Consider the following 25,918-nt stretch of genomic DNA (forward strand, 5'->3'; position numbering starts at 1 on the left):
CTCTCTCAGCCCTTCATCATGTTGACGTCTTCCACGGCGATCGAGCCGCGGTTTCTGTAAAAGACGACGAGAATGGCGAGCCCGATGGCGGCCTCCGCTGCGGCAACCGTCAGCACCATGAGCGCGAACACCTGGCCGACCATGTCGTTGAGGTGCATCGAGAACGCAACCATGTTCACATTGACGGCAAGCAGGATCAGTTCAATCGACATCAGCATGATGATCACGTTCTTGCGGTTCAGGAAGATCCCGAAGACGCCGAGCGTAAACAGGATCGCACTGACTGTCAGATAGTGGGGAAGTCCGATTTCCATTCGCTTGTTCCTTCACGCCTCCGCGTTCAAATGCCCTGGCCAGGCTTGACGTTGACCACCTTGATGGCGGTCTCCGGCGTCCGGGCAACCTGATGGGAGATGTCTTGCCGCTTGATATGTTCACGATGCCTCAGTGTCAGCACGATGGCCCCGATCATGGCCACCAGCAGCACCATTCCGGCTGTCTGGAAGTAGAAGATGAAGTCCGTATACAGCACATCGCCGAGCGCTTCGGTATTGGTTCGCTGCGACAGCGCCGGGATCGGGCTGGCGCCACTGACCGCCGCCGACGAGATAAAGGTGTTGCCAGCCAGAACCACGATCAGTTCCGCAGCCAGGATCAACCCGACCACCACGCCCATCGGCGCATATTCGAGCGCACCCGCCTTCATTTCGGCAAAATCCACATCGAGCATCATCACCACGAACAGAAACAGCACCGCCACCGCGCCGACATAGACCACCAACAGGATCATCGCCAGGAATTCGGCGCCTGTAAGCAGGAACAATCCAGCTGCGTTGAAGAAGGTGAGAATCAGGAACAACACGGAATGCACCGGATTGCGTGCCGTGATCACCATGAAGGCGGATGCCACTGCCACGAAGGCAAACAAATAGAAAAACAGAGCCTGCAGACCCATGATCGGCGCCTTTTCGTCTTTCCCCGAGTGACAGTAGCGCTTGGCCCCTGCCCCGATTGAGGTTGGCGTGGCACAAGCCACGTCCCTCCCCGTGCGTCCTCAGGATCGGTGCGCGGATGCGCACCGTCCATAATTACCTGTAGGGTGAATCGATCGCGATATTGCGAGCGATTTCCCGTTCCCAGCGGTCGCCGTTGGCGAGCAGCCGGTCCTTGTCATAGTAGAGCTCTTCGCGCGTTTCGGTCGCGAATTCGAAATTCGGGCCCTCGACGATGGCGTCGACCGGGCAGGCTTCCTGGCAGAACCCGCAATAGATGCACTTCACCATGTCGATGTCGTAGCGCACCGTGCGGCGGGTGCCGTCATTGCGGCGCGGGCCGGCCTCGATGGTAATCGCCTGTGCCGGGCAGATGGCCTCGCACAATTTGCAGGCAATACACCGTTCTTCGCCGTTCGGATAGCGTCTGAGCGCATGTTCGCCGCGGAACCGCGGGCTCACGAGCCCCTTTTCGAACGGGTAGTTCAGGGTCGCCTTTGGCGCGAAGAAGTAGCGCATCGACAGCACGAACGCGGCGACGAACTCTTTCAGGAAAAGCGATTTTGCAGCTTGAGCCAAGGCCATTGTCAGTCTCCGCTCTTGTCCGGTCCGATGGACCGGTTGGGGGTAAGGAATGTCATGATCAAGGAGCCGTCCCCGTCAGCTTGAGCACGAAGGCAACGATCACCAGCATCGCCAGTGAAATCGGCAGAAACACCTTCCAGCCAAGCCGCATCAGCTGGTCATAGCGGTAGCGCGGCACGAACGCCTTGACCATGGAGATCATGAAAAACACCATGCAGGTCTTGAGCACGAACCAGATGATGCCCGGCACCCAGTTGAGGAACCACACATCCAGCGGCGGCAGCCAGCCACCCAGGAACAGGATCGTGGTCAGCGCGCACATCAGCACAATCGCCGCATACTCACCCAGCATGAACATCATGTAAGGCGTCGAGCCGTACTCGACCATGAAGCCGGCGACAAGTTCGGATTCAGCTTCCGGCAGATCGAAGGGCGGCCGGTTGGTTTCGGCCAGAGCCGAAATGAAGAAGATAATGAACAGCGGGAACAGCACCAGCCAGTTCCAGTCGAGCAGCGAATTGGGCAGGCCCACGCCAGTACCGATGCCATTGGCCTGCGACATCACGATATCGGTCAGATTGAGTGAGCCCACGGTCAGCAAAACCGCAACGATCACGAAGCCGATCGACACCTCGTAGGACACCATCTGCGCCGCCGAGCGCAGCGCGCCCAGGAACGGATATTTCGAGTTCGAGGCCCAACCACCCATGATGATGCCGTAAACCTCGAGCGAGGAAATCGCCAGCACGAACAGGATGCCGACATTGATGTCGGCGATCACCCAACCGGCGCTGACCGGAATCACCGACCAGGTTGCAAGCGCCAGCGTCACCGACACCAGCGGCGCCAGCAGGAACACGCCCTTGTTGGCGCCTGCCGGAATCACCGGTTCCTTGAAGACGAATTTCAAAAGGTCGGCAAAGGACTGGAACAATCCCCAGGGGCCGACCACATTGGGGCCGCGGCGAAGCTGCACGGCAGCCCAGATCTTGCGGTCGGCGTAAAGAATATAGGCCACGAACAGCAGCAGAGCGACCAGCATCAGCAGGGATTGGCCCAGCATGATGACTCCTGGCCAGACATAAGTTGTGATGAAACCGTCCATGATGTTTCTCGCCCCTATTCCGCCGCCACTGCCTTGGCGGTCTTCGCCAAGGCCGAGCATTCAGCCATCACCGCCGAAGCGCGTGCGATCGGATTGGTCAAATAGAAGTCTTTGACCGTCGACGCAAACACCGATTTGTTCATCTTCGCCGGTTTCTTCGCAACTGCGGCAATTGCGCCGCTATCACTGGCCAGAATTTCGTCAATTTCGGCAAAATGCGGATATTCGGCGTAAAGCGCCGCCCGCAATTCGGGAAGTGAATCAAATGGCAGTTTCTTGCCCAGAACTTCCGACAACGCCCTGAATATGGCCCAGTCCTCACGCGCTTCACCCGGTGCGAATGCCGCCCGATTCGTCATCTGCACGCGGCCCTCGGTGTTGACATAGGTGCCGGATTTTTCCGTGTACGTCGCCGCCGGCAGGATCACGTCGGCATGATGCGCACCGTTATCGCCATGGGTTCCGATATAGACGGTAAACCCGGCGGTCTTCCTGGTGAAGTCAAGTTCATCGGCGCCGAGCAGGAACAACACATCCGTGTCGGTCAGCATTTTCGCAGCTGCAAGCCCGCCCTCGCCCGGCACGAAACCGAGATCCAGGCCGCCGACCCTTGCGGCTGCCGTGTGCAGCACCGCAAAGCCGTTCCAGTCGCCCTTCACCGCGCCAACCGCATCGGCGAGCTTGGCCGCATTGGCCAGCACCGCGCCACCGTCACTACGCGCCAGCGCACCCTGGCCGATGATGATCATCGGCTTCTTGGCGCGCTTGAGCTTGGCGGCAAACTTGTTTGTGCCGTCGACCAGTTCCTTCAACGTCTCAGGCCCTGCGCCCAGATATTCATGCGCAAAACGCAAGTCGGCCTGTTCGCCAATCAGCGCGATCGGCAATTCGCCCATCCGCCAGCGTTTGCGGATCCGCGCATTGATAATGGCGGCCTCGCGGCGCGGATTGGAGCCGATGATCAGGATCGCATCGGCATCCTCGATGCCCTCGATGGTCGGATTGAAAATATAGCTGGCGCGTCCAAGCGACGGATCCAGCGCAGTCCCATCCTGACGGCAATCGATATTGGTCGATACGAGCGAACTGATCAGCGATTTGAGCGCATACATTTCCTCAACCGTCGCCAGGTCGCCGGCAATCGCGCCGATCCGCTCGGGCTTGGCGGCCGAGACTGCGACCGCAATCGCGCCAAAGGCTTCGCTCCAGGAAGCGGCCTGCAGCCGTCCGTCGCGCCGTACATAAGGCCGGTCAAGCCGCTGCGTGCGCAGCCCGTCCCAGATGAAGCGGGTCTTGTCGGAAATCCATTCCTCATTGACCTGCTCATTAACCCGCGGCATCACCCGCATCACTTCGCGACCGCGGGTATCAACCCGGATCGCCGAGCCAACGGCGTCCATCACGTCGATCGATTCGGTCTTGGTGAGTTCCCATGGCCGCGCCTGGAAGGCATAGGGTCGCGAAGTCAGCGCACCGACCGGGCACAGGTCAATCACGTTGCCCTGCAATTCCGAGCTCATCGCATGCTCGAGATAAGTGGTGATCTCGGCGTCCTCGCCACGACCGGTCAGGCCGAGTTCGGAAATGCCGGCGACCTCGGTGGTGAAGCGAACGCAGCGCGTGCAGTGAATGCAGCGGTTCATGATCGTCTTGACCAGCGGGCCGATGTATTTGTCTTCGACGGAACGCTTGTTTTCGGCAAAGCGCGAGCTGTCCATCCCGAACGCCATCGCCTGGTCCTGCAGGTCGCACTCGCCACCCTGGTCGCAGATCGGACAATCCAGCGGGTGGTTGATGAGCAAGAACTCCATCACCCCTTCGCGTGCCTTCTTGACCATCGGCGTATTGGTAAACACCTCCGGTGTCTCGCCGTTGGGTCCGGGGCGCAGATCGCGCACACCCATGGCGCAGGAAGCCGTCGGCTTGGGCGGTCCGCCCTTCACCTCAACCAGGCACATGCGGCAATTGCCGGCAATCGACAACCGTTCGTGGAAACAGAACCGCGGCACTTCCGCGCCGGCGTCCTCACACGCCTGCAACAGCGTGTAGTGATCCGGCACTTCGATCTCGTTTCCATCAACCTTGACCTTGGCCATGCAAGCAGTCCTACCTTTGCAGACGGTCGATACGACCGCGTACCATCCCCTGACGGGACCTGAGTGTGTTCAGCCGGGCAGCGATCACGCCGCCCGACCCGGTAAATCTTATCCGGCGGCTGTGCCGCCCTCTGCCAGCGCGCGCGCCTGGGAGATCCAGTCGTCACGCCCAATTCGTCCGCCGAGCTGCAAGTAATTCTCCACCCAGGCAGTCTCTTCTACTGTCCAGTCGGCCACTTGCGCGTAAGTCCAGATGCCAAGCCCGTTGAGCACCTGTTCGAGTTTCGGCCCGACACCGGAAATCAGTTTCAGATCATCCGGCACTTCCGGCTTCTCAAGCGCTGCCGGACGATGGAGTGTATCGACCGAGGGCGTGTCGGCAGGCTTGGCGACCGCAGCTCGCTGTACCGCTTTGCCCTTGCCGTTTGTCGTCCCGCTCTTGCGCGAAGCGGCAGGCGCCGACTTTGCACTCTTCGCCCTCGCAGGCTTCGCCGCGACCGGCTTCGTTTTGACCTCGGTCGGCGCAACGTCGGCTGCAGAGCTAACCGATCTGGCCGCCGGCTTCAAGGTGACGACATCACCTGTTCCGGCCTTCTCGCCCGCCCGACTATCGGCGCGGGCGCTGGTTTCCGATGCTTCGGGTTCTTCCGAGACTTCCGGCGGAAGGTCTTCGGCAAGACCCGGCACCATCCAGCTCAGATCCGGCGTCGCGCCGAAGAGCGCGCCCTGGGACTTAGCGGCGGCCTGTACTGCGCCCATCATCATTCCGGTCATCTGACCAGCAATACCGAAACCGATCGCGGTTGCTGCCGCCGCAGCACCCAACGGATAAACCATCAGGGGCGTAACGGTGAATTCACTCCCCTTGGTCCGATCGGTCTTGCTGTTCATCGGTTTCATCATCTCATTCATGTTCTTGTCTGTGGGAATGGAAAACATCGACATCAGTCTCTCCTTAGTCGTCTGTTGGCTCGCATCCCTCGTGACGTTTCCTTACCTTGCAGGTCCGACTTATACGGACTTCTTATTCAGCCGCTTCCAGCCGCGTGTTGCGGCTTTGGGTGGCATTGCGTGTGTACTGGTCGATCCGCGCTTCCATTTCCGGACGGAAATGCCGGATCAGACCCTGGATCGGCCAGGCAGCAGCATCGCCAAGCGCACAAATGGTGTGGCCTTCGATTTGCTTGGAGACATCAAACAGCATGTCTATCTCGCGCTTCTGCGCGTTGCCTTTGACCATGCGTTCCATTACCCGCATCATCCAGCCGGTGCCTTCACGGCACGGCGTGCACTGGCCGCAACTCTCATGCTTATAGAACGCCGACAGCCGCCAGATCGCCTTGACGATATCGGTCGACTTGTCCATCACGATCACCGCCGCAGTGCCAAGACCCGACTTGAGATCACGCAGGCTGTCAAAATCCATCGGCGTGTCGATGATGTCAGCGCCGGGCACGCACGGTACGGATGAGCCGCCCGGGATCACCGCCAGCAGATTGTCCCAGCCGCCGCGAATACCGCCGCAATGGGTTTCAATCAGTTCGCGGAACGGGATCGACATCGCCTCTTCCACGGTGCACGGCGTATTGACGTGACCCGACACGCAAAACAGCTTGGTGCCGGTGTTGTTGGGCCGGCCGATACCGGCGAACCAGGCGCCGCCACGGCGCAGAATGGTCGGCGCCACAGCAATCGATTCGACATTGTTGACTGTGGTCGGGCAACCATAAAGCCCCACATTGGCCGGGAACGGCGGCTTCAGCCGCGGCTGGCCCTTCTTGCCCTCAAGGCTTTCGAGCAGCGCCGTCTCCTCACCGCAGATATAGGCGCCGGCGCCATGGTGGAGATAAATGTCCATGTCGTAGCCGAGCTTGGAATTCTTGCCCAGCAACCCCGCCTCATAGCACTCGTCGATTGCCGCCTGCAGCGCTTCACGCTCGCGCATATATTCGCCGCGCACATAGATGTAGGTGGCGTAGGCGCCCATCGAGAAACCGGCAATCACGCAGCCTTCGAGCAGCGTATGCGGATCATGGCGCATGATGTCCCGGTCCTTGCAGGTGCCGGGCTCGGATTCGTCAGCATTGATCACCAGATAATGCGGGCGACCATCGCTTTCCTTGGGCATGAACGACCATTTCAGGCCTGTCGGGAACCCGGCGCCGCCGCGGCCGCGCAGGCCCGAAGCCTTCATCTCGCTGATGATCCAGTCGCGGCCCTTTTCCAGGATCGACTTGGTGCCATCCCAGTGGCCACGCGCCATCGCGCCCTTCAGCGACTTGTCATAGACACCGTAGAGATTGGTGAAAATCCGGTCTTTGTCAGCTAACATCATTCACCTCTATCGCGGCTTCTTGCCGAAGACCTTGATGTATTCGGCTTCGCCACCCTTGGCGAGCGCCTTGGCCTGCGCGACCCAGTCTTCGCGATCGATGCGGCCCTTGAAATTAAGATATCCGTCAATCCATTCGCGCTCGGCCTTCTTCCACGAAGCCACCTGCGCAAAGGTGTAGATGCCAAGCGAATGGAGCGTGCCCTCGATTTTCGGACCGACGCCCGAAATCATCTTGAGATTATCCGGTTGTGCTGGTTTTTCGATTCCAGCGGGCCGGTTCTTGTCGTCAAGCACCGGCGCCTTGGCGGTCTTGGCTGTGCCTGCGGCGGACGAAGCCTTGCTGACAGCCTTCATCTCCGGCGCCTGAGTGGCAGTGGCGGCGGTCTTCGCGTCTGCCTTGACATTGGCCTTCGCGGCCGAAGGCGATCTTGCCACTGACTCGGTGGCTGGCGACTTTGGCCGCCCTGCCTTGGTTGCTTCCGGCGACTTGGCCTTGGATCTGGCCGACTTCGCAGTCCCCTTGCCGCCCGGCTTGATTTCTTCGGTCAGGCTGGTCAGCCCGCTTTCAGGCGCCGAATAGGTCCGGTTGATCTGCGGACCGGGTCTGATTTCCTCGGGCCGCCCGGCTTCAAAGCGGTCGATGATATAGGCCAGCCGCTCCGGTGACAGGTCTTCGTAGGAATCCTTGAAAATCATCACCATCGGCGCGTTGACGCAGGCACCCTGACATTCGACCTCCTCCCAAGACAGCGTTCCGCTGTCGTTAAGATGGAGTGGTTTCGGATGAATTTTCGAGCGGCAGACTTCCATCAGCTCTTCCGAGCCGCGCAGCATGCACGGCGTGGTGCCGCAAACCTGGATATGCGCCCGTGTACCCACCGGCTTCAATTGAAACTGAGTGTAGAACGTGGCTACTTCCAGCGCCCGGATATAGGGCATGCCGAGCATGTCGGCGACGCCCTCGATGGCGCGCTTGGTCACCCAGCCATCCTGCTCCTGGGCCAGCATCAACAGCGGAATCACCGCCGATTGCTGACGACCCTTGGGATATTTCTTGATCCATACCTTGGCCTGGGCCGCATAATCGCGGTTGAAGGCGAACTGCTCGGGTTGGACACTATCTTCGGCAAGTCGACGAACGGACATGGGGTTCTCTTTGGTCTTTCTACCGGCCTATGAAATCTCGCCGCAACGCGGCGCGTTCGCGGGTTCAACCGCGCAGATGAAAAGCGTCGATGGCGCTGCGTAATGCTTCACCGGTCGACCTCGCCAAACACGATGTCGAGCGAACCGAGCACCGCTGACACATCGGCCAGCTGGTGGCCGCGGCAAATGAAATCCATCGCCTGCAAATGCGCATAACCCGGCGCCCGGATCTTGCAGCGATAGGGTTTGTTGGAACCATCCGACACCAGATAGACGCCGAACTCGCCCTTGGGCGCTTCGACGGCGGCGTAAACCGCGCCTTCGGGTACCCGGTAGCCTTCGGTGTAAAGCTTGAAATGGTGGATCAGCGCTTCCATCGAGCGTTTCATCTCGCCGCGCTTGGGTGGCACGATCTTGCCATCGGCGCTGGTTACCGGGCCGACTTTTTCCTTGCCCAGCAACAGCTCGACGCATTGCTTCATGATCTTCACCGATTCACGCATTTCCTGCATGCGGATCAGGTAACGATCATAGCAATCGCCATTCTTGCCAACCGGAATGTCGAAATCGAGTTCCGAGTAGCATTCATAAGGTTGCGACCGGCGCAGGTCCCAGGCAGCGCCTGAACCACGCACCATCACGCCGGAAAAGCCCCACGCCCAAGCATCGTCGAGGCTGACCACGGCGATGTCGACATTGCGCTGCTTGAAGATCCGGTTGTCGGTCAGCAGCACCTCGATGTCATCGCAGGTCTTGAGGAACGGATCGCACCACTTGCCGATATCCTCGACCAAATCATGCGGCAGATCCTGGTGCACACCGCCGGGCCGGAAATAGGCCGCATGCAGTCGTGGGCCGCAGGCCCGCTCGTAAAACACCATCAGCTTTTCGCGCTCTTCGAAACCCCAGAGCGGCGGCGTCAACGCGCCGACATCGAGCGCCTGGGTGGTGACATTGAGCAGATGCGATAGAATCCGGCCAATCTCCGAGTAAAGCACCCGGATCAACTGGCCGCGTTTCGGCACCGTCACGCCGGTCAGTTTTTCAACTGCCAGCGAATAGGCGTGCTCCTGATTCATCGGTGCGACATAATCGAGCCGGTCGAAATAGGGCAGCGCCTGAAGATAGGTCTTGGCCTCGATCAGCTTTTCGGTGCCGCGATGCAACAGCCCGATATGCGGGTCGACGCGCTCGACGATTTCCCCGTCAAGCTCGAGCACCAGGCGCAATACGCCGTGCGCCGCTGGGTGCTGGGGGCCAAAATTGATATTGAAATTGCGGACGTTGTGTTCGTTCATGGTTCCGGTCCTCACCCCTTGGCTTTTTCATCGCCCGGAAGCACATAATCGGTGCCTTCCCAGGGGAGAGAAAATCGAAGTTGCGGAATTCCTGCTTGAGCTCCACCGGCTCGTAGACCACGCGCTTGACTTCGTCATCGTAGCGCACTTCGACAAACCCGGTCAGCGGGAAGTCTTTTCGCAGCGGATGGCCTTCAAAACCGTAGTCGGTGAGAATCCGGCGCAGATCCGGGTGTCCGGTAAACAGGATCCCGAAAAGATCGTAGGCTTCCCGTTCAAACCAGTCGGCACCCGGATAGACCGAAGTGATCGACGGCACAGGAACATCCTCGCTGGTCATCACCTTCAGCCGGATCCGCATGTTCTGATGGGGCGAGAGCAGATGATAGACCACGTCGAAACGCTCCGGTCGACCCGGCCAGTCAACGCCGCAACAGTCGATGAAGCTGACAAATTTGCACTGGGCGTCGTCGCGCAGGAAGGTGATGAGATCGATCAGGTTGGCCGGCTGCGCAAGCAGCGTCAGCTCGTCAAAGGCGATTTCAACGCCATCGATCAGATCGCGCTTGGCCTCGCTCAGATAATCGGCAAGTTCCTGGAGGGCTTGGCTCATCATCAGGTCTCCTAGCGCTCGATCGTGCCGGTGCGGCGAATCTTCTTCTGCAGAAGCAGCACACCGTAGAGCAAGGCTTCCGCCGTCGGCGGGCAGCCCGGAACATAAATGTCAACAGGCACCACACGGTCACAGCCGCGCACCACCGAATAGGAATAGTGGTAATAGCCGCCGCCATTGGCGCAGGAGCCCATCGAGATCACATAGCGTGGCTCGGGCATCTGGTCGTAAACCTTGCGCAGCGCCGGGGCCATCTTGTTGGTCAGCGTACCGGCGACAATCATCACATCGGATTGGCGCGGACTGGCGCGCGGCGCAAATCCGAATCGTTCTGCGTCATAGCGCGGCATCGACATCTGCATCATTTCGACCGCACAACAGGCAAGACCGAAGGTCATCCACATCAGCGAACCGGTACGCGACCAGTTGATCAGCTCGTCTGTGGAGGTGACCAGAAATCCCTTGTCGGCAAGCTCATTGTTAACGTCGCCGAAAAACGCATCGTCCTGGCCCACCGGCTTGCCGGTATTGGGATCAATGATGCCCTTGGGCGCAGGCGCCACCAGCGTCTGGTTGCTTACTCCCATTCGAGCGCTCCCTTTTTCCATTCGTAGACGAAACCGATCGTCAGCACACCCAGAAACATCATCATCGACCAGAAGCCCATCCAGCCGATATCACTGAACGACACCGCCCAGGGAAACAGGAACGCCACTTCGAGATCGAAAATAATGAACAGGATTGAAACCAGATAGAAGCGCACATCGAATTTCATGCGCGCGTCATCAAAGGCGTTGAAACCGCATTCGTAAGCCGAAAGCTTTTCCGGATCAGGGTTTTTGTAGGCGATCGCGAACGGCGCGATCAGCAAAGCCACCCCGATCACCAGCGACACGCCAATAAAAATAGCCACCGGCAAATATGCGCCCAGAAGTTCCGTCATGACGTCCATTCCTGTGCCCGCTGTAGTCAAAGCCCCGGCCCTTGCCTCAAGGTATGGAACCGGCCCCTGCCCTCACGGTTTATCATGTTGCAACGCGGCGTGGTTACCGCAGCCCGCTAATGTGTGCAAGAGCGCGCGGGTCGATTGGAGCGATACTATCAGCTTTCGCGCCATTGTGACGCAATTCGGCTGCGAGCGTTGATATTTTCAACAGCACAGGACGGTTTGGGAAGTTCCTGAGAGCACAGGGGAATTACGCCCGCACGGTGGTTGCCGCATTTGCAAGGCGAGTTGATTCGCAGCCTTGGTCCACCGGTAAATCTTATTGCCCCGGCCCGAAAGATTTTTGGCCGACAAAAACCCCGATCCGCAGGGCAACCATCCCCCTGAAGGAGATGGTTGAGAAAACATATTCAAGTCTATGAAAAAATGGCGCGAGTGACGGGGCTCGAACCCGCGACCTCCGGCGTGACAGGCCGGCACTCTAACCAGCTGAGCTACACCCGCGCTCTTCAGATCGTCCGTTACCGGCGACCTGTGAGCGGCTGATTACGGCGTTCGTTCGAGGGTGTCAAGCGCCGAGTGCAAAGGAAAACAACAAACATACATTCTCTCCACAAACACGGCCTCGCCTCCCGGTGTCAGTTCACGACGCCACACAGCGCAAACCAAGATTAATGCGTCGTACAACGTGAATTTTTCTTGCGCATTCGCCGCGAACATCCTAAAGGAAGCGCCACCGAACTGGGGGCGATTAGCTCAGTTGGTAGAGCGCCTCGTTTACACCGAGGATGTCGGGAGTTCGAGTCTCTCATCGCCCACCATTCTTTCCGGTTGATTTCATTCAACTATTTGAATACCCAAGGTTATCAGCCACCGACTGTTGTACACAGAGGTGGACACATGGGGTTGAGAATGCCGGGACCGGAGAAGCACCCCAAGACAGGGGTCTATTGCGTATTCCGGGGCGATCCGGCCACTGATTCCGATAGCATCCGGCCACCCATTCCGATTTGATCCGGCCGGGGATTCCGGGGCATCCGGCCACCCCCATTTCAACCCAGTTTAGGCTGCTGCGAGGCGATCTGTAACAGGGCTACTGTTCCGTTCCTTTGGATGGAGAGAGCCCTTTATGAAGAGATTGCCTATGCGGAAGATAAGGGAAGCCCTGCGGCTTCGGGCGGATGGATTTTCAGGCCGCCAGGTGGCGCAAAGCCTGTGCGTGGCCCGTGCGACGATTTCGGAATATTTTCGGCGCGCTGATCTGGAAGGTTTGAGCTGGCCTCTGTCTGCTGATCTGTCGGACGCCGACCTTGAGAACCGCCTGTTTCCCGTTTGCCCCGGCGATGTCCGTCGCGCGGTTCCTCAGCCTGTCTGGGCGCATGTGCATGCCGAGTTGCGGCGCAAGGGCGTGACGCTGTCGCTGCTGTGGGAGGAGTATCGCGGGGTTCATCACGATGGATACGGCTATAGCCGATACTGTGAGCTCTACACCCGCTGGGAAGGCAAGCTGTCTCCGGTGATGCGTCAGCGTCATCCTGCAGGCGAGCGGCTGTTTGTCGATTACGCGGGCCCGACAGTTGATGTTGTCTGCCCCAAAACGGGAGAGGTGCGCACCGTGGCGTGCCCCCATCAGGTGGTCCGGTTTGATTGTTAGTGCATCATGGGCGTCTGGTCCATCGGGACAATGCTTTCCGGCGCGGGCGGGCGGTAGCCCAGAGCGCTATGCGGCCTGACGGTGTTGTAGTGGATACGCCATTGCTCGATCAGGATTTGCGCCTCCCTTAGGCTGTAGAAGATTTCGCCGTTCAGCAGCTCGTCGCGGAACCGGGCGTTGAAGCTTTCGCAGTATCCGTTCTCCCATGGTGAGCCTGGCTCTATGTAGGCCGTCTTGGCTCCAACAGCTGCAATCCAATCCCGCACTTTCTGGGCGATAAATTCCGGCCCATTGTCCGACCGAATGTATTCCGGCGGGTCGCGCAGGATGAATAGGTCTGTCAGAGCATCCAGCACGTCCGTTGAGTTGAGCTTGCGGTCCACGCGGATCATGAGTGCCTCCCTGGTGTATTCGTCGATGATATTCAGCGTCCGATAGACGCGGCCGTCAGCGGTTCGATCCTGGACGAAGTCGTAGGACCAGACGTGGTTTGGCCGTTCCGGTCTGAGACGCACACATGATCCGTCGTTCAGCCAAAGCCGCCCCTTTTTCTTCTGCTTTTGTGGCACTTTCAGCCCTTCACGCCGCCAGATGCGCTCAACCCGCTTATGGTTTACCTGCCAGCCCGCGTTGTTCAGCAGACCGGTGACCATGCGATACCCATAGCGCCCGTACTTGTCGGCCAGTTCGATGATATCATCGGTCAGCCGTTCTTCATCTGCCCGGCCCTGTGGCACCTTGCGCTGTGTGGATCGGTGTTGTCCGAGCGTGCGGCAGGCGCGGCGTTCTGATACGCCGAGCTCCCGCCGCACATGGTCGATGCACTTGCGCCGACGCGAAGGGCTTAGAAGTTTCCCTTTGCCGCCTCGGTCAGGATGAGTTTGTCCAGTGTCAGGTCAGACACCGCCCGCCGAAGCCGCTGGTTCTCCTTCTCCAGCTCTTTCAGCCGAGTGAGTTGAGATCGCTGCATCCCGCCATAGAGCTTCCGCCATCGATAAAACGTCTGCTGTGTCACGCCGATCTGGCGCACCGCGTCAGCAATCGTCGCACCTTGCCCTTGCAGAACTTCAACCTGCCGAAGCTTCGATACAATCTCTTCCGGCTTCTCTCGTTTTCCAGCCATCGCTGATCCTCCAATTTGAGGGATAATCTATCCCAGTTGGTGGACCACTTTCAGGGGGCAACTCCAACCTCTTGGATTACGTATTGCAAGGCACCAGTCTTCATTCCCGCATCGAATGTGCATCGATGTAAAATGATCGAATTTGTAGCGGTCAAAAACCACCGCCCCTTCTGACGCGGAAGGCCTTTCACTGACCGGAATGTCCTCATGACAAATGATACCAAGGCCCTTCAACAACGATGTTGTTTCAGGTCTGATATCGTAAAAACCCACCTGGAGAGACGCATAATGCTCGACAAACGGGCCGAGGTTTTCTGAAAACGCAATTCTCTTTGGATCTATTATGGGATTGAAGGGTAAAAACACTCCACCAGTCCCGCCAATAACTCGGGCGGCTTCGTCGCAAACGCCTCTCCACAGCTTGGCGTCTTTGACTGCACCATCAAGTGCAGCCTTCAATTTCTGCATGCCTGCTACCCCTACAGCCCTTCTTCAAACATCAACACTTGCATTTGTTGCTTCTGGAGCCGGTCGGCAACTTGGCGCCCCCGCGACCAAGTCGAACATATTTGGCTATTCCGTGAAAAATTCGCCAAACCGTATCGGCAAACCATCTCCATAAGCACTCTGAAGAGCTATGTCTTTCAATTCCTTAAAAAAATTCTCAACCTAATCTGAGAACACCTTATCTCGCACCACAACCACCACGCTTGTCAAGAGGCGTCGACCCATCTTAACGAGCGCATCCGTCGGACGCTGACTGACCGAGGCCTATTATACTGAAATCACTACACAAATCGACAGATCTCGTCACAACAAGAAGACGGGCGGATGAAGCAATGACGGTTACGGAACAACAAATTATCGGAACATCGAAAGAGCAGGAGGCGGTTCTTCCGATTGTTGAGGTTTGCCGCAAGCCTAGGATCAGCAGTACAATTATCTACAAATACAAGGCCAAGCATGATGGCGTGGATGTCTCCGACCCGAAAGACAACGTCAGCCCACGTGTCGTTTTTCGGGCGATAACGATGCCAACACACCGTTTTCCCACACTCTTATATATCAGCGCCCGCATGGCGCTTGCAGAATGTGCGGAATTGAGATTGACTTCGCTCCGGACGACGAACGTACCGATGTCGTCTAACCTTCACACTGAGAGGATAGATGGCTGCACAGCGGCCGCTGAAACAGCCACAGGCCGCTCGTAAAACAAACAACATACCGCCTCGGCGGCAACAGGAGCGTTCAAAATGTCCAGACTTCACAAGCTTGGCGTGGTGCTTGCAACCACCACCGCTTTCACGATGAACTTTGCCGGTGCGGCCGACAGCCAGTCGATGGATGAACTGGTTGCCGCCGCCAAGGCCGAAGGTATGCTCACTACGATCGCACTTCCGCATGACTGGTGCGGCTATGGCGGCGTGATTGCCGGCTTCAAGGCCAAATATCCCGAAATCACCGTCAACGAGCTCAACCCGGACGCGGGTTCAGCCGACGAACTTGAAGCCATCAAGGCCAACAAGGACAACACCGGCCCGCAGGCACCGGACGTCATCGACGTCGGCCTCGCCTTCGGCCCCGCTGCCAAGGCTGAAGGTCTGACACAGGCCTACAAGGTCTCGACATGGGATTCGATTCCCGATGGCGCCAAGGATGCCGACGGTTTCTGGTACGGCGATTACTACGGCGTGATGGCGTTCCTGGTAAACAAGGACCTGGTCACCAACACCCCGATGGACTGGGCCGATCTGCTCAAGCCCGAGTATGCTGGCCAGGTGGCGCTTGCCGGTGATCCGCGCGCTTCCAACCAGGCCATTCTGGCAGCGCTGGCTGCCGGTCTTTCAAGGGGCGGCGCTTCCGGCACGGACGCTGGCGAGAAGGGCCTCGAGTTCTTCGCCGAAATGAACAAGGCCGGCAATTTTGTCCCGGTCATCGGCAAGGCCGGCACTTTGGCTCAAGGCGCAACGCCGATCGTGGCGATGTGGGATTACAACGCGCTTGCAGCCAAGGACACGCTTGCAGGCAACCCGCCGGTTGAAGTCATTGTTCCGGCAACGGGCGTCCTGGCTGGCGTCTACGTGCAGGCAATCAGCGCCTATGCGCCGCACCCCAACGCCGCCAAATTGTGGATGGAGTATCTTTATTCGGATGAAGGTCAGCTTGGCTGGCTCGCCGGGTATTGCCACCCGATCCGCTTCAACGACATGGCTGCACGCGGCGTGATCCCGCAGGATCTGCTCGACAAGCTGCCGCCGGCAGAAGGCTATGCCAAGGCCTACTTCCCGACGCTTGATGAAGTCAACGCCAACAAGGAAGCCGTTGTTGCCGGATGGGACGCCGTCGTCGGTGCCAACGTCCAGTAATCAGGCCATTTGACCTGTCGCTCCGCGCCCGCCGCGGGGCGACCCTCATTTTCCGCTTTTCGAACATGGCTTGATGACATCCCAATCCTTATCCGACACCTCCAGCCGCCCGCGCCCTCCGCTGAGCAAAAGGCTGCCATTGCACTGGCTCGGGCTGGCGCCATTCGCCGCGTTCGTGATTCTGTTTCTGATCATGCCGACCATGTACATCGTCATCGGTGCGTTTCGCTCCGCTAACGGCGGTTTCACCCTCGACAATGTGATCGGCCTCAACACCGCCTCGATCTCGTTCCGCCTACTGGGTCTCGATCAAGATATCGCTCGCCTCATCATCGCTTGGCTGCCTGATCGGCTTCTGCATGGCCGCGGCGATGACGCTGGGCGGCCTGCCCAAATTCGTCCGCGGCCCCTTGCTGACTTTTTCCGGGGTTGCCTCGAATTTCGCCGGGGTGCCGCTGGCCTTTGCCTTCCTCGCCACGCTGGGCCCGATCGGGCTGGTGACGGTGTTCCTGAAAACCAATTTCGGCCTCGACCTGCGCCTGCTCGGCTTCAATATCCTGAGCTTCTGGGGCCTGACGATAACCTATCTGTTCTTCCAGATTCCGCTGATGATCCTGATCATCACGCCCGCACTTGACGGATTAAAGCGCGAATGGCGTGAAGCTGCCGCCATTCTCGGCGCCACCGGACCGCAATATTGGCGGATGGTGGCGTTTCCGATTCTGTTTCCGTCGATTCTGGGCACCATGGCGCTGTTGTTTGCCAATTCCTTTGGCGCTGTCGCCACCGCCATCGCGCTGACCGGTTCATCGCTCAACATCGTGCCGATCCTGTTGTTTGCACAGATCCGCGGCGATGTGCTGGGCGATCCCTATCTGGGTTACGCGCTGGCCTTCGGCATGATCGTCGTCACCGGCATCGCCAACACAATCTATATCGTGCTCCGGGCGCGCTCGGAGAGGTGGCAGCAATGATGATTCGTCTCTCGGCCTGGGCCGCGATCGCCTTCGGGGCGCTTTACTTCATCCTGCCGCTGATGGGCATGACCGAGTTTTCGCTGAAAATGCGGCGCGGCGTCTATTCGCTCGATGCCTATGCCAAGGTGATGGCCGACCCGCGGTTTCAGGAAACCTTCAGCTATTCCGTCATCATGGCGATCTTCACCATCCTGTTCGGTGTGCTGCTGGTGGTGCCAACGGCCTACTGGGTCAGGCTCAAGCTGCCGCGCGCGCGGCCCTATGTCGAATTCATCACCCTCTTGCCACTGGTGATTCCGGCCATTGTCGTCGTGTTCGGCTATATCCGGCTCTACAACACCTCGAGTTGGCTGCCGCTGACCGGCACCGCCATGGGCACCAACATCCTGCTGATGTTCGGCTACGCGATGCTCTCGCTGCCCTACATGTATCGCGCGGTCGATACCGGGCTGCGCACCATCGATGTGGCGACGCTCACCGAAGCGGCACAATCACTTGGCGCCGGCTGGTTTACAATTCTCAGCCGGCTGATCCTGCCAAATGTGCTAATTGCCGTGCTCTCAGGCGCGTTTGTGACGCTGGCCATCGTCATCGGCGAATTCACCCTTGCCGCACTGCTCAACCGCCCCGCCTTCGGGCCCTACATGCAACTGCTGGGCGCCAATCGCGCCTATGAGCCGGCAGCGCTGGCAGTGATCGCCTTTGCCATCACCTGGGGCTGCATGGGCCTCATCCAACTTGTTGCGCGGCTTGCGCCCAAACCAGCTACACCGGTGAAAGACTGATGACCGACACGCCCTATATTGCCATTGACGGCATCTCGAAATCCTTCGGATCAATGCGGGTTGTGCGCGACGCCGACATCAAGGTCGGCCGCGGCGAGTTCGTCTCGTTCCTCGGGCCCTCGGGCTGCGGCAAGACCACGATCTTGCGCATGATCGCCGGTTTCGAGACACCCAGTTCTGGCTCGATCAGCATCGACGGCCGCGACGTCACCTATCTCAAGCCCAGCCAGCGCAACATCGGCATGGTGTTCCAGTCCTATGCGCTGTTTCCGAATCTGACCGTGGCCGGCAATATCGGTTTCGGCCTCAAGGTGGCCGGCGCCAACCGCGCCGAGATCGATTCCCGCGTCACCGAAATGTTGGCGCTGATCAAGCTGCCGCAACTGGCCGAGCGGTTTCCCTGGCAGCTTTCCGGCGGCCAGCAGCAGCGAGTCGCCTTGGCCCGTGCGCTGGCGCCGCGCCCGTCGGTGCTGTTGCTTGATGAGCCGCTCTCGGCGCTGGATGCCAAGATCCGCGTGTCGCTGCGCGAGGAAATCCGCGCGATCCAGCAGGAACTCGGCATCACCACGATTTTCGTCACTCACGACCAGGAAGAAGCGCTATCGATGTCGGACCGCGTGATGGTCATGTATGAGGGCCGGATCGAGCAGATTGGCACGCCCTACGAGATCTACAATCATCCGCGCACGGCCTTTGTCGCAGGCTTTGTCGGCACCCTGAGCCAACTCGACGCCACCGTGGTTGATGCCAGCCGCGGTGAAGCCAGCGTCGGTTCCGCCAGCATTTCCGGCATGTCGTTGCCAGAAAACGCCAAACCTGGCGACACCCTCCGGCTGGCGCTACGCCCTGAATCGCTGCGGCTGGAGCACCGCGACGGCGACCAGACGCTGCGGGCGCGCATCGTTGCCGTCGATTTTCTTGGCGCTGTTATTCGCATCAAGCTTGAAGTCGGCGAGGCCCGGCTGTCGGTCGACACCTTCAACGACCCGACTCGCCCGCCGCCGTCAGCTGGGCAGACCATCGACCTGCATTTTGCTCCGCAAACCGTGCTGGCGCTCGCGAGCTGATACGGCACAGGCCCCTCCTCTCATCACGCCAAAGCGCCGCGCGGCAACTTGCCTGTGTGACGTTTCAGTCCGAGCCGGAACCGAGCTTGGGTATGACTTTTGATATGACAATTCTTGTTGTGATCAGCACCGGAGCAGCAGCAAGGAAAAACACCGCAATGGTGAAAAAGGCGCGGTCATAAGCGATTGCAGCTGCCTGAACACCGATCTCGCGGCCCATCATTTGCATCGCAGCCCGTGTAGCAGCGCCCACTTCCATGCCACGTGCAATCAATAGCTTTGTCAGCATCGCGAGGTGGTCAGACACGGCAACCCGGCCCGGCACAATGTGGGCCAAAAGAACACTCTTGTTCAGGGCAGTCTGGTTTTCGATCAGCGTCTGCATGAAAGCCACACCGGCCAACCCACCCGTCTGCCGGCCGGCGTTGAAAAGGCCGATACCGTGGGCCACTGTGGATCGGGGAAGCCCGACTAGCGTGATCAGCGTGATCGCCAGAAACAGGAACCCAAGCGCCATCCCCCGCAGCAGGATCGCCGGCATCATGTCCGGAAAACCGCTCTCGCCACTGGAGCCGGACAGCATCCACATTGTCAGCATAAAGGTTAGGATTCCGATCGGAACGAATACGAAAGGCGAAACCCCAAATCTCCTTATGAGAAACGCCATCAGCAACAGGCTGCTTGCAAACATCACTGCGCTTGGAAGCAACAGCAAGCCTGCATCCGTAGCTGTCATTCCCAGCACTGAAATCGCAAACGACGGAATGAGATAGGAACTCCCGGACAGCGCGAAACCGGCTGCAAAGCTCACAGCGAAACCAAAGGCAAATCCCTGATTTCGAAACACCGACAGGTTCATGAGAGTATCGCTGCTGGACGAACGAAAATGATGGATGGCAAGGAGCACGAACGCTGTTCCGCCAAGCGCCACCAGAGCGGCGATGAAAGGTTCTTCCAGCCAGTCCCAACGGTTTCCCCGGCTCAGCACATAAGTCAAACAGAAAGCGGCGGTCGTAAACAGGCAAAGCCCAACCCAATCGAAGCGCGACTTGCATATTTCCGTCTCGCGGCCGAAATCGGTCAGGGCAAGAAGCACTGTCGCGATCGAACCGATGATTACCATCAACAGAAAGATCCAGCTCCATGACAGTGTGTCCACCAGCCAACCCTGCATGGATGGGGTCAGCGTTGCCGGGGCGACCACTGCCCCCAACGCAAACAAGGCCTGGATAACAGGCTGGCTCGAACGGGGAAAACTCTGGAGCAACATGGTCTGCCCACTGACCAGAAGCACTGCGCCGGCCACACCTTGAATCGCCCGCAAGGCAAGCAGCAGATCAAGATCAGAAGTCAAGGTGCTCAGCCCGCATGCAAGCGCAAGAACGCCGGTCGCCGCACGGAGGCAGGTTTGCGCCGACAGCCGTTGCATCAACCAGGGTGCGAGCAGAAATGCCACCAGCTTGGCAGCAGCATAACTGACATCAAGCAATGAAAATTCGTCGGGCGATGCATGAATATCGCCCGGCATGTCAAAGCGCGCAAACGACAGGACTGTGGCCGCAAGTGCCTCGGTGAATGCCGAAAGCACGACACCCGTCACCAGCAAAATCGCTGGCATTGTTCCGCGTGTCCACCCCCGGGACACCCGCCACGGGGGTGTCCGGGCAACCGGTGGTCATCGAGGCCGCCCTTCGGTGTCGGTTACGCCGATCGAAACCCGCGCCGAAAGCCCGGGAACAAGTCGACCGGACAGCGGATTGTCGTCCAGTGTGATCTTGATCGGCACACGTTGCACTACGCGCACGAAATTGCCTGTGGCGTTGTCGGACGGAATCAGGCTGAAAGCTGTTCCGGTCCCCGGGGCCAGGCTGGCGACAGTCCCCTTTATTTCCACATCCGGAAATCCATCGATCCATATCTTCGCTAGTTGACCGGGCGCGATTCGCTGGAGTTGGACTTCCTTGAAATTGGCGATGATCCAGATGTCATCGACCGGAACAATGTCGAGTAACGATGCCCCGGTGTCACGAACCGACCGAGACGGACCTGCCGATTACCGACAATGCCATCAAGCGGCGCCCGAACAACGGTATTGTCGAGATCGAGTTGCGCGAGATCGCGGGTGGCCCTGGCTTGTTTTAACGCGGCACTGGCTGCCAATTTCTGAGCTGCGAGAACGTCGAGTTTCTTCTTAGTGGCCTCGAGCGCGGCTTTGGCAGCATCGACAGCGGCATTGGCCTGATCCTTTGCGGCCTCTGCCTGTTCGAGCTGAGCCGGGCTTGCTGTTCGTGTCCGTACCAGGCTGCCGGAACGCTCGAAATTCTGACGTGCGAGGGTTAGGCGTGAAAGCGCCGCATCCAGTTGGGCAGCAGCCTGAAGGATCGCTGCCTGTTGCAGATTGCGCTCCGCATCCAGATTGGCAAGGGTGGCTTCCGCAGCAGCGATATTCGCATCTGCCTGGGCCAGCCGTGCCTTGTAGTCCCGATCATCGATGTGGAACAGTATGTCGCCAGTGTGCACCATCTGATTGTCGCCAACCTGCACATCAACCACATAGCCTGCCACTTTCGGGGCCAGTGATGTGATGTCAGTGCGCAGGTAAGCATTGTCGGTTGCCACTTCGAATCGGCCACTCGTCCACCAGGTCCAGCCTGAAAACGAGAGAGTGGCAATCAGACCGGCCAAGCCGGCAAGGATCAGGATTCTCAGAAGTCGTCGCATTTGACCATCGCTTGGTACCGCTCGTTACCGGTTGATCGATGCGGTACGGTAAGATACCGTACCGGTCAAGATCGAAATCGAGTTGGGTGCCATATGTCCGAGCCAACCCCGTCAAAGCGTCCATCTGTTGAACAAAGACGTGCAACGATCCTCGCAGCATCCGCCCAGATATTTTTCGAGCAAGGATATGCTGCGACCAGCATCGATTCCATTATCGCAAAAATCGGTGGATCAAAGCGTAACATTTACAGTGAATTTGGCAGCAAGGAAGGTCTTTTCACTGCGCTTGTTACAGAAATCACCGACAATGCACTGGCCGACATGACCGTCGAGCGGCTTGCTGACCCTGATCTTAAAAATACATTGATGGAATTTGGTCGCAGGTTGATTGAGGTTTACATATCGCCGACCGTGGTCGGGGTGTTGCGAACCGTCATGGCCGAGACATCACGATTTCCTGAACTGGCAAGGGCATTCTATGAAAAAGGACCAAGCCGTGCCTCGGCACGCCTGGCAGAATTGCTGGAACGGAGCAAGGCAAGAGGCGAGATCAATGTCCGCGACTGCCTGCTGTCCGCCGACAACTTTACCGGCATGCTGCGCGGCAATCTGCATTTGCAGGTCGTGCTCGGATTGAGAGAGCCACCGGACCCCGACGAGATTGAAACCATCCTCACCTCGGTGGTCGAGACGTTCCTACATGGTGTGCGCGGCCGCTGAGCGATCAAGCCGGATGGCTGTAGTAATGGCCCGGGCGATGTCGCGCCGGGTCATCGGCGACGGCTGCACATCGCCGCACTTTTCCTCACCAGATCACAAAGCCGCGGGCACTCCAAGATCCATTGGCGCGCAACAGGCATCAGTTTGCCAGACCAAAGGTGTGGCTGTTGCGGGCCTCCCTTGGCATATAGGCGCCGATGCAGCTGCCTTCCGAGATCCAGCGCCACATAGACCACGCTTCGTGCCGATTCAAATTCGCTGGAATGGTTAGATTCGAGATAGAACTGGTCCGGCCCGGTGGTGCCACCGTCCCCCGAACCGACCTTTTGCACATCTATGTAATAGGCCGCGCCATTGGTCAGCGTCACCTGGCCCGTCTGATCGGAATATTTCGCATTGAGCCCGTATTGCCGGGCGCATGCCATCGCTGCGCTCTCCTGCATTCCCTCGTCAGTCGACACATCGGAACGTTCTTCCTCGCCCGGTGCATCGACATCGCCAGCGGCGGTCTGATAGCCATCCAGACAGTCATAAAACAGGCTCTCGTTGTTGTAGGAGGTCGAATTGGCATTTTCATTGTCGGCCACGCACTTATCCCAGTCTGCTCCCTCGACCCTGTCGTAGCGGAGCGACGTATCAGTGCCGCGCGCATCCACCGGATTGCCATACCAACTGGCGTCATCAGCCGGGGTGTTGCCGCTTTCCCCAAATGTGAAGCTGTTGCGCCCTTCCAGCGGCTTGCCGGCGCCAATACAGCCGCCGCTCGGATCAAGCCCGACAAACACGATCCCGCGTTGCGGGTCGACCTCGTATGGTTGCCCGCCATCGTCGAGTTCTTCGCTCTGCAGTTTCATATCCCCGGTCTGGCCCGGCTCCAGATAGACCACCAATTCGCTGCGGCCCGAGGCATCGACACTGTCTTTTGTGTATTCCTCCAAGTTGCGATAGCCATACCCATTCGTGTCGATGTACACGACAAAGGATTTTCCGATGCCGTTGTACGTCTCGCCATAATTTTCAGCGCTGAATTCTCCATCCAGCGTTACCTTGACCCGCCTGTCCCCCAGATATTCCCAACGGCCGGTGACCGTGTCGGATTTCGGCACAGGACCGTCCTTGCTCCGTTCCGCATCCGGTAGGCTGGAGACAAAAATCTTGTCGGAAGTGAACGTCCAGATCGCTTGTCCCGCGTCATAGTTCTCCACCCCCTCCGGGGGGATGGGATTTTGATTTTCCAGTGCCCGAACAGCGCGGCCCGGGCATTTTTATCGTTGGAGTTGACGATGGAAGCGGGGAGCGGATTGGTTTCGATCTTCTCCAGCCAGTCGCCACGACCGCCGCCATCAATTCCTTCGGGCTTGGCGACGTGCAATACACCGTTCTCGTCGGTGTAATCGGTATCCGCGTATTTCCAGCGTGCAAACCGCATCACATTGTTGACCAGATGGTGATCGGTGTCGGTGTAGAGCGTTACACCGTCGCCTTCGCTCTGAACGAACATCCTTTTATCGTAACTGAAGCGATCGATCTTCAATTCACACTTGTTCGGCACTTTCTCCCAGGTTCCTTCACCTGAACCGAGCAATGTCCCATCTGCCGAAAATGTGAGTGTCGATTTCGTAGGTTGAAGTTTTTCGCTCGCCAAATTGTCAAATTCCCCCAACCTCCAGTCGCCGGCAAGCAATTTTCCGTAATCGGCCGAATCGTCAGGGCAGACCTTCTCGGTCAGATGGTAGGCGCGGGCGTTGTTGTATGCGGTGAGACCTTCAACGCCATACCTCGCGAGAATGAGCTGGGGAACCGCTACATATTTTTCCAGCGTCTCATACGCGATGTCTACTTTTCTCTGGATCTTGTACAACTTCTGCTCGAGATTCAGGCAGGCATTGATCGCGATTGGGGCTTCCACCTCCTGCTGCGAGGGGTCGAGCGAGACTGGCGCAACCGTGAACGTGACACCGTACAGACTGCCTTCCGAACCGCTATGAACCAGCGCTTCAGTATGGCCCTCACCCTTACGCAGCCCGGCCGTATCGAATTTGAGGTTCCCGAGATTGTCGTCAGCGCTGGCGCAATCATACTCGATCAGGTGAACATTCACGCCTGCGGTGCGGGGCAAGACCCTCGACACGCCCACATTCTTGGTGCTGCCCTTGCCTATATCGCGCCAGTCGCCACCACCATTGGGCCAGACCGAGGTCCCGTTGAGTTCAATCTCCAGAGAATCATCGGTGTCATTGGTCATTGCTACGATGGTGTCCATCGCCGAGCCGAAGGGATTGAGGAACGTCTCCAGCACGATCGCATCAACTTTCCTTGGTGGCCGCCTCCGCCCCGGCTGCCACAAGCGCACCCTGTATCTCCTTGAAGGCGCCCTCGACCTGGGCAACAATTGCCGGAGTGACCACCTTGACAGGCGATACCGGCTCGGCGAAATCGACAAAGCTGTCGCAGGCAGTCCTGAGCTTGTTGATTTCCGGCGTTTCAAACTCAGCCATCGCCATGAGCGCCATACGCGCGAGGCCAATTTCATGGTCATCCGGTTCCAGACTCTGCAAAACCACCGGTGCTGCTGGGCTGGTGGCGCCGCCGGAGCGAGTGTCCTTCGCCTTGGCCTTGGCCGCACTCGTGGCGGCAAGAATGGCGGGTGTGACGCCTTGTTGGGCCAACATTCTCGCAGCCATGCTACTGACCGAGTTGTTGAAGCCGTCTTTCAACTTCTCGAAGTTTTCCTCCGCATCCAGTCCTGTCTTTGTCAGCGACTTTGATCGCTCGAGCGTCTTGCCGAGATTTTTCAGCGTCAGCGCCGCTTTCGGATTTTTCCGATAGCGCAGCAGCATGGTCTTCTTTTTCTTGATATGGTTGCTGCCCGCCTTGCCAATTTTTGATGTCACCTTCCGGGCGGACGAAGTGGCGAACTTGGCGCCGCTGGACCACCCGCGGCGGGTCGCTTTCGCGACATTTGCAGCGGTGGAGCGAAAGCCCTCCTTGGCGGCCTTTTCAAAAGCTTCCTTGGCAATTTCCTTCATTGATTTCTTGGCGAAATTCTGTGCGCCCTTCTTGCCAAGGTTCTTGGCCAATCCCGAAACAGCGCCCTTGATCGCACCAGCGGCGCCGGACGAGGCAATCGTCGGGCCCCATTCGAGCGCAAGCACCATGCCGCCAGTCAACACGTTGGTGGCACCATCCCGACCGGTCGAAGTCTGGATGGCCTTGACGGATTCGATATCGATCTTGATCAGATCCCTTGCCGGTCCAGGTTCAAGGGTCCAGACGAATGCGGGATCGGTTTTTGTTGCTTTGGGGCGCGCGGTCGCGCTGCCACCCTCTATTTTCAGACCAATGTCATGGGGCTCCGACCGCATGTAATCATATTTGCTGATCAGCAT

The 25,918-nt window shown here is 58.6% G+C and carries 26 protein-coding genes, 2 tRNA genes and 2 pseudogenes; 8 read left to right on the forward strand and 22 right to left on the reverse strand.

The window, feature by feature from the left end:
- Positions 1–5: 5 nt before the first annotated feature.
- The 13 genes and pseudogenes from nuoK to OEG84_RS05620 form a co-directional block, all read right to left on the reverse strand.
- The gene (gene nuoK, locus OEG84_RS05560) at positions 6–314 is read right to left on the reverse strand and encodes an NADH-quinone oxidoreductase subunit NuoK (protein ID WP_267652804.1); all 309 of its coding nucleotides are present in this window, start codon (positions 312–314) and stop codon (positions 6–8) included.
- 26 nt (positions 315–340) lie between these two features.
- A complete protein-coding gene (locus OEG84_RS05565; protein ID WP_267652805.1) occupies positions 341–955 on the reverse strand; it encodes an NADH-quinone oxidoreductase subunit J in 615 nt (204 codons plus the stop codon).
- Positions 956–1,088: 133 nt separating this feature from the next.
- On the reverse strand, positions 1,089–1,577 hold the full coding sequence (nuoI, locus tag OEG84_RS05570) for an NADH-quinone oxidoreductase subunit NuoI (protein WP_267652806.1): 489 nt from the start codon (positions 1,575–1,577) through the stop codon (positions 1,089–1,091).
- A 58-nt stretch (positions 1,578–1,635) separates the two neighbouring features.
- Positions 1,636–2,682 (reverse strand): NADH-quinone oxidoreductase subunit NuoH, encoded by a 1,047-nt coding sequence (nuoH, locus tag OEG84_RS05575; protein WP_267652807.1) that lies wholly within the window; start codon positions 2,680–2,682, stop codon positions 1,636–1,638.
- Between the two features lie 14 nt (positions 2,683–2,696).
- Complete coding sequence (gene nuoG, locus OEG84_RS05580) at positions 2,697–4,778, reverse strand: NADH-quinone oxidoreductase subunit NuoG (RefSeq protein WP_267652808.1); 2,082 nt, start codon at positions 4,776–4,778, stop codon at positions 2,697–2,699.
- A gap of 108 nt (positions 4,779–4,886) precedes the next feature.
- The gene (locus OEG84_RS05585; RefSeq protein WP_267652809.1) at positions 4,887–5,723 is read right to left on the reverse strand and encodes an NADH-quinone oxidoreductase subunit E; all 837 of its coding nucleotides are present in this window, start codon (positions 5,721–5,723) and stop codon (positions 4,887–4,889) included.
- Positions 5,724–5,802: 79 nt separating this feature from the next.
- On the reverse strand, positions 5,803–7,110 hold the full coding sequence (gene nuoF, locus OEG84_RS05590) for an NADH-quinone oxidoreductase subunit NuoF (RefSeq protein ID WP_267656099.1): 1,308 nt from the start codon (positions 7,108–7,110) through the stop codon (positions 5,803–5,805).
- 9 nt (positions 7,111–7,119) lie between these two features.
- A complete protein-coding gene (locus OEG84_RS05595) occupies positions 7,120–8,259 on the reverse strand; it encodes an NADH-quinone oxidoreductase subunit E (protein WP_267652810.1) in 1,140 nt (379 codons plus the stop codon).
- 107 nt (positions 8,260–8,366) lie between these two features.
- Positions 8,367–9,557 carry an NADH-quinone oxidoreductase subunit D gene (locus OEG84_RS05600; RefSeq protein ID WP_267652811.1) on the reverse strand — a complete coding sequence of 397 codons (1,191 nt, stop codon included), beginning with the start codon at positions 9,555–9,557 and terminating at the stop codon, positions 8,367–8,369.
- An 11-nt stretch (positions 9,558–9,568) separates the two neighbouring features.
- Positions 9,569–10,173 (reverse strand): annotated as a pseudogene (locus tag OEG84_RS05605) (NADH-quinone oxidoreductase subunit C).
- Positions 10,174–10,181: 8 nt separating this feature from the next.
- Entirely contained in the window at positions 10,182–10,757 is a 576-nt protein-coding gene (locus OEG84_RS05610) for a NuoB/complex I 20 kDa subunit family protein (RefSeq protein ID WP_267652812.1), read from the reverse strand.
- The gene (locus tag OEG84_RS05615; protein WP_267652813.1) at positions 10,748–11,113 is read right to left on the reverse strand and encodes an NADH-quinone oxidoreductase subunit A; all 366 of its coding nucleotides are present in this window, start codon (positions 11,111–11,113) and stop codon (positions 10,748–10,750) included. Before OEG84_RS05615 ends, OEG84_RS05610 begins: the two co-directional genes overlap by 10 nt.
- Before the next feature lie 430 nt (positions 11,114–11,543).
- Positions 11,544–11,620: transfer RNA gene (locus OEG84_RS05620), tRNA-Asp, on the reverse strand.
- Between the two features lie 241 nt (positions 11,621–11,861).
- Between OEG84_RS05620 and OEG84_RS05625 the strand changes: the two genes are divergently transcribed.
- Together OEG84_RS05625 and OEG84_RS05630 are read left to right on the forward strand one after the other, a co-directional pair.
- Positions 11,862–11,937: transfer RNA gene (locus OEG84_RS05625), tRNA-Val, on the forward strand.
- A gap of 323 nt (positions 11,938–12,260) precedes the next feature.
- Positions 12,261–12,770: a hypothetical protein gene (locus tag OEG84_RS05630; RefSeq protein WP_267652814.1), complete on the forward strand. Its 510-nt coding sequence runs from the start codon at positions 12,261–12,263 to the stop codon at positions 12,768–12,770.
- Here OEG84_RS05630 and OEG84_RS05635 read toward each other — a convergent pair.
- Positions 12,767–13,893 (reverse strand): IS3 family transposase gene (locus OEG84_RS05635; protein WP_267652815.1). Its coding sequence is split into 2 segments (ribosomal slippage): positions 12,767–13,629 and positions 13,629–13,893, totalling 1,128 coding nucleotides; the frame shifts between segments, so codons are not numbered across the junction. The genes OEG84_RS05630 and OEG84_RS05635 overlap by 4 nt on opposite strands.
- 27 nt (positions 13,894–13,920) lie before the next feature.
- Complete coding sequence (locus OEG84_RS05640) at positions 13,921–14,361, reverse strand: hypothetical protein (RefSeq protein ID WP_267652816.1); 441 nt, start codon at positions 14,359–14,361, stop codon at positions 13,921–13,923.
- A 371-nt stretch (positions 14,362–14,732) separates the two neighbouring features.
- On the opposite strand from OEG84_RS05640, the gene OEG84_RS05645 reads away from it, so the two are divergent.
- Positions 14,733–15,104 (forward strand): hypothetical protein, encoded by a 372-nt coding sequence (locus tag OEG84_RS05645; protein WP_267652817.1) that lies wholly within the window; start codon positions 14,733–14,735, stop codon positions 15,102–15,104.
- A 96-nt stretch (positions 15,105–15,200) separates the two neighbouring features.
- Positions 15,201–16,259: an ABC transporter substrate-binding protein gene (locus tag OEG84_RS05650; protein ID WP_267656100.1), complete on the forward strand. Its 1,059-nt coding sequence runs from the start codon at positions 15,201–15,203 to the stop codon at positions 16,257–16,259.
- 45 nt (positions 16,260–16,304) lie between these two features.
- On the opposite strand, the gene OEG84_RS05655 is transcribed toward OEG84_RS05650, so the two are convergent.
- On the reverse strand, positions 16,305–16,475 hold the full coding sequence (locus OEG84_RS05655; RefSeq protein WP_267656309.1) for a hypothetical protein: 171 nt from the start codon (positions 16,473–16,475) through the stop codon (positions 16,305–16,307).
- Here OEG84_RS05655 and OEG84_RS05660 point away from each other — a divergent pair.
- The 3 genes and pseudogenes from OEG84_RS05660 (at position 16,393) to OEG84_RS05670 (ending at position 19,088) form a co-directional block, all read left to right on the forward strand.
- Positions 16,393–17,233: pseudogene (locus tag OEG84_RS05660) on the forward strand (ABC transporter permease). The gene OEG84_RS05655 and the pseudogene OEG84_RS05660 overlap by 83 nt on opposite strands.
- Positions 17,233–18,021, forward strand: coding sequence for an ABC transporter permease (locus tag OEG84_RS05665; RefSeq protein ID WP_267656101.1), 789 nt, complete (start codon positions 17,233–17,235; stop codon positions 18,019–18,021). Before OEG84_RS05660 ends, OEG84_RS05665 begins: the two are co-directional and overlap by 1 nt.
- Positions 18,021–19,088: an ABC transporter ATP-binding protein gene (locus OEG84_RS05670; RefSeq protein ID WP_267652818.1), complete on the forward strand. Its 1,068-nt coding sequence runs from the start codon at positions 18,021–18,023 to the stop codon at positions 19,086–19,088. Before OEG84_RS05665 ends, OEG84_RS05670 begins: the two co-directional genes overlap by 1 nt.
- A 64-nt stretch (positions 19,089–19,152) precedes the next feature.
- Here the strand turns inward: OEG84_RS05670 and OEG84_RS05675 are convergent, their stop codons facing one another.
- From OEG84_RS05675 to OEG84_RS05680, 3 genes are read right to left on the reverse strand one after another with little or no spacing between them, the layout of a single operon-like run.
- On the reverse strand, positions 19,153–20,706 hold the full coding sequence (locus OEG84_RS05675) for a DHA2 family efflux MFS transporter permease subunit (protein WP_267652819.1): 1,554 nt from the start codon (positions 20,704–20,706) through the stop codon (positions 19,153–19,155).
- A gap of 57 nt (positions 20,707–20,763) precedes the next feature.
- Entirely contained in the window at positions 20,764–21,090 is a 327-nt protein-coding gene (locus OEG84_RS25465; protein WP_425602896.1) for an HlyD family secretion protein, read from the reverse strand.
- Positions 21,012–21,809: an HlyD family secretion protein gene (locus tag OEG84_RS05680; RefSeq protein WP_425602825.1), complete on the reverse strand. Its 798-nt coding sequence runs from the start codon at positions 21,807–21,809 to the stop codon at positions 21,012–21,014. The genes OEG84_RS25465 and OEG84_RS05680 overlap by 79 nt, the downstream gene beginning before the upstream one ends.
- On the opposite strand from OEG84_RS05680, the gene OEG84_RS05685 reads away from it, so the two are divergent.
- Positions 21,810–22,529 carry a TetR/AcrR family transcriptional regulator gene (locus tag OEG84_RS05685; protein WP_267652820.1) on the forward strand — a complete coding sequence of 240 codons (720 nt, stop codon included), beginning with the start codon at positions 21,810–21,812 and terminating at the stop codon, positions 22,527–22,529.
- A 50-nt stretch (positions 22,530–22,579) separates the two neighbouring features.
- On the opposite strand, the gene OEG84_RS05690 is transcribed toward OEG84_RS05685, so the two are convergent.
- The 3 genes from OEG84_RS05690 to OEG84_RS05700 are packed head-to-tail and all read right to left on the reverse strand — an operon-like array spanning position 22,580 to position 25,918.
- Positions 22,580–23,635 carry a hypothetical protein gene (locus tag OEG84_RS05690; protein ID WP_267652821.1) on the reverse strand — a complete coding sequence of 352 codons (1,056 nt, stop codon included), beginning with the start codon at positions 23,633–23,635 and terminating at the stop codon, positions 22,580–22,582.
- Positions 23,572–24,828 carry a hypothetical protein gene (locus OEG84_RS05695; RefSeq protein WP_267652822.1) on the reverse strand — a complete coding sequence of 419 codons (1,257 nt, stop codon included), beginning with the start codon at positions 24,826–24,828 and terminating at the stop codon, positions 23,572–23,574. Before OEG84_RS05695 ends, OEG84_RS05690 begins: the two co-directional genes overlap by 64 nt.
- A gap of 7 nt (positions 24,829–24,835) precedes the next feature.
- Entirely contained in the window at positions 24,836–25,918 is a 1,083-nt protein-coding gene (locus tag OEG84_RS05700) for a hypothetical protein (protein ID WP_267652823.1), read from the reverse strand.

It is taken from the genome of Hoeflea algicola (assembly GCF_026619415.1).
Classification (GTDB): Bacteria; Pseudomonadota; Alphaproteobacteria; order Rhizobiales; family Rhizobiaceae; genus Hoeflea; species Hoeflea algicola.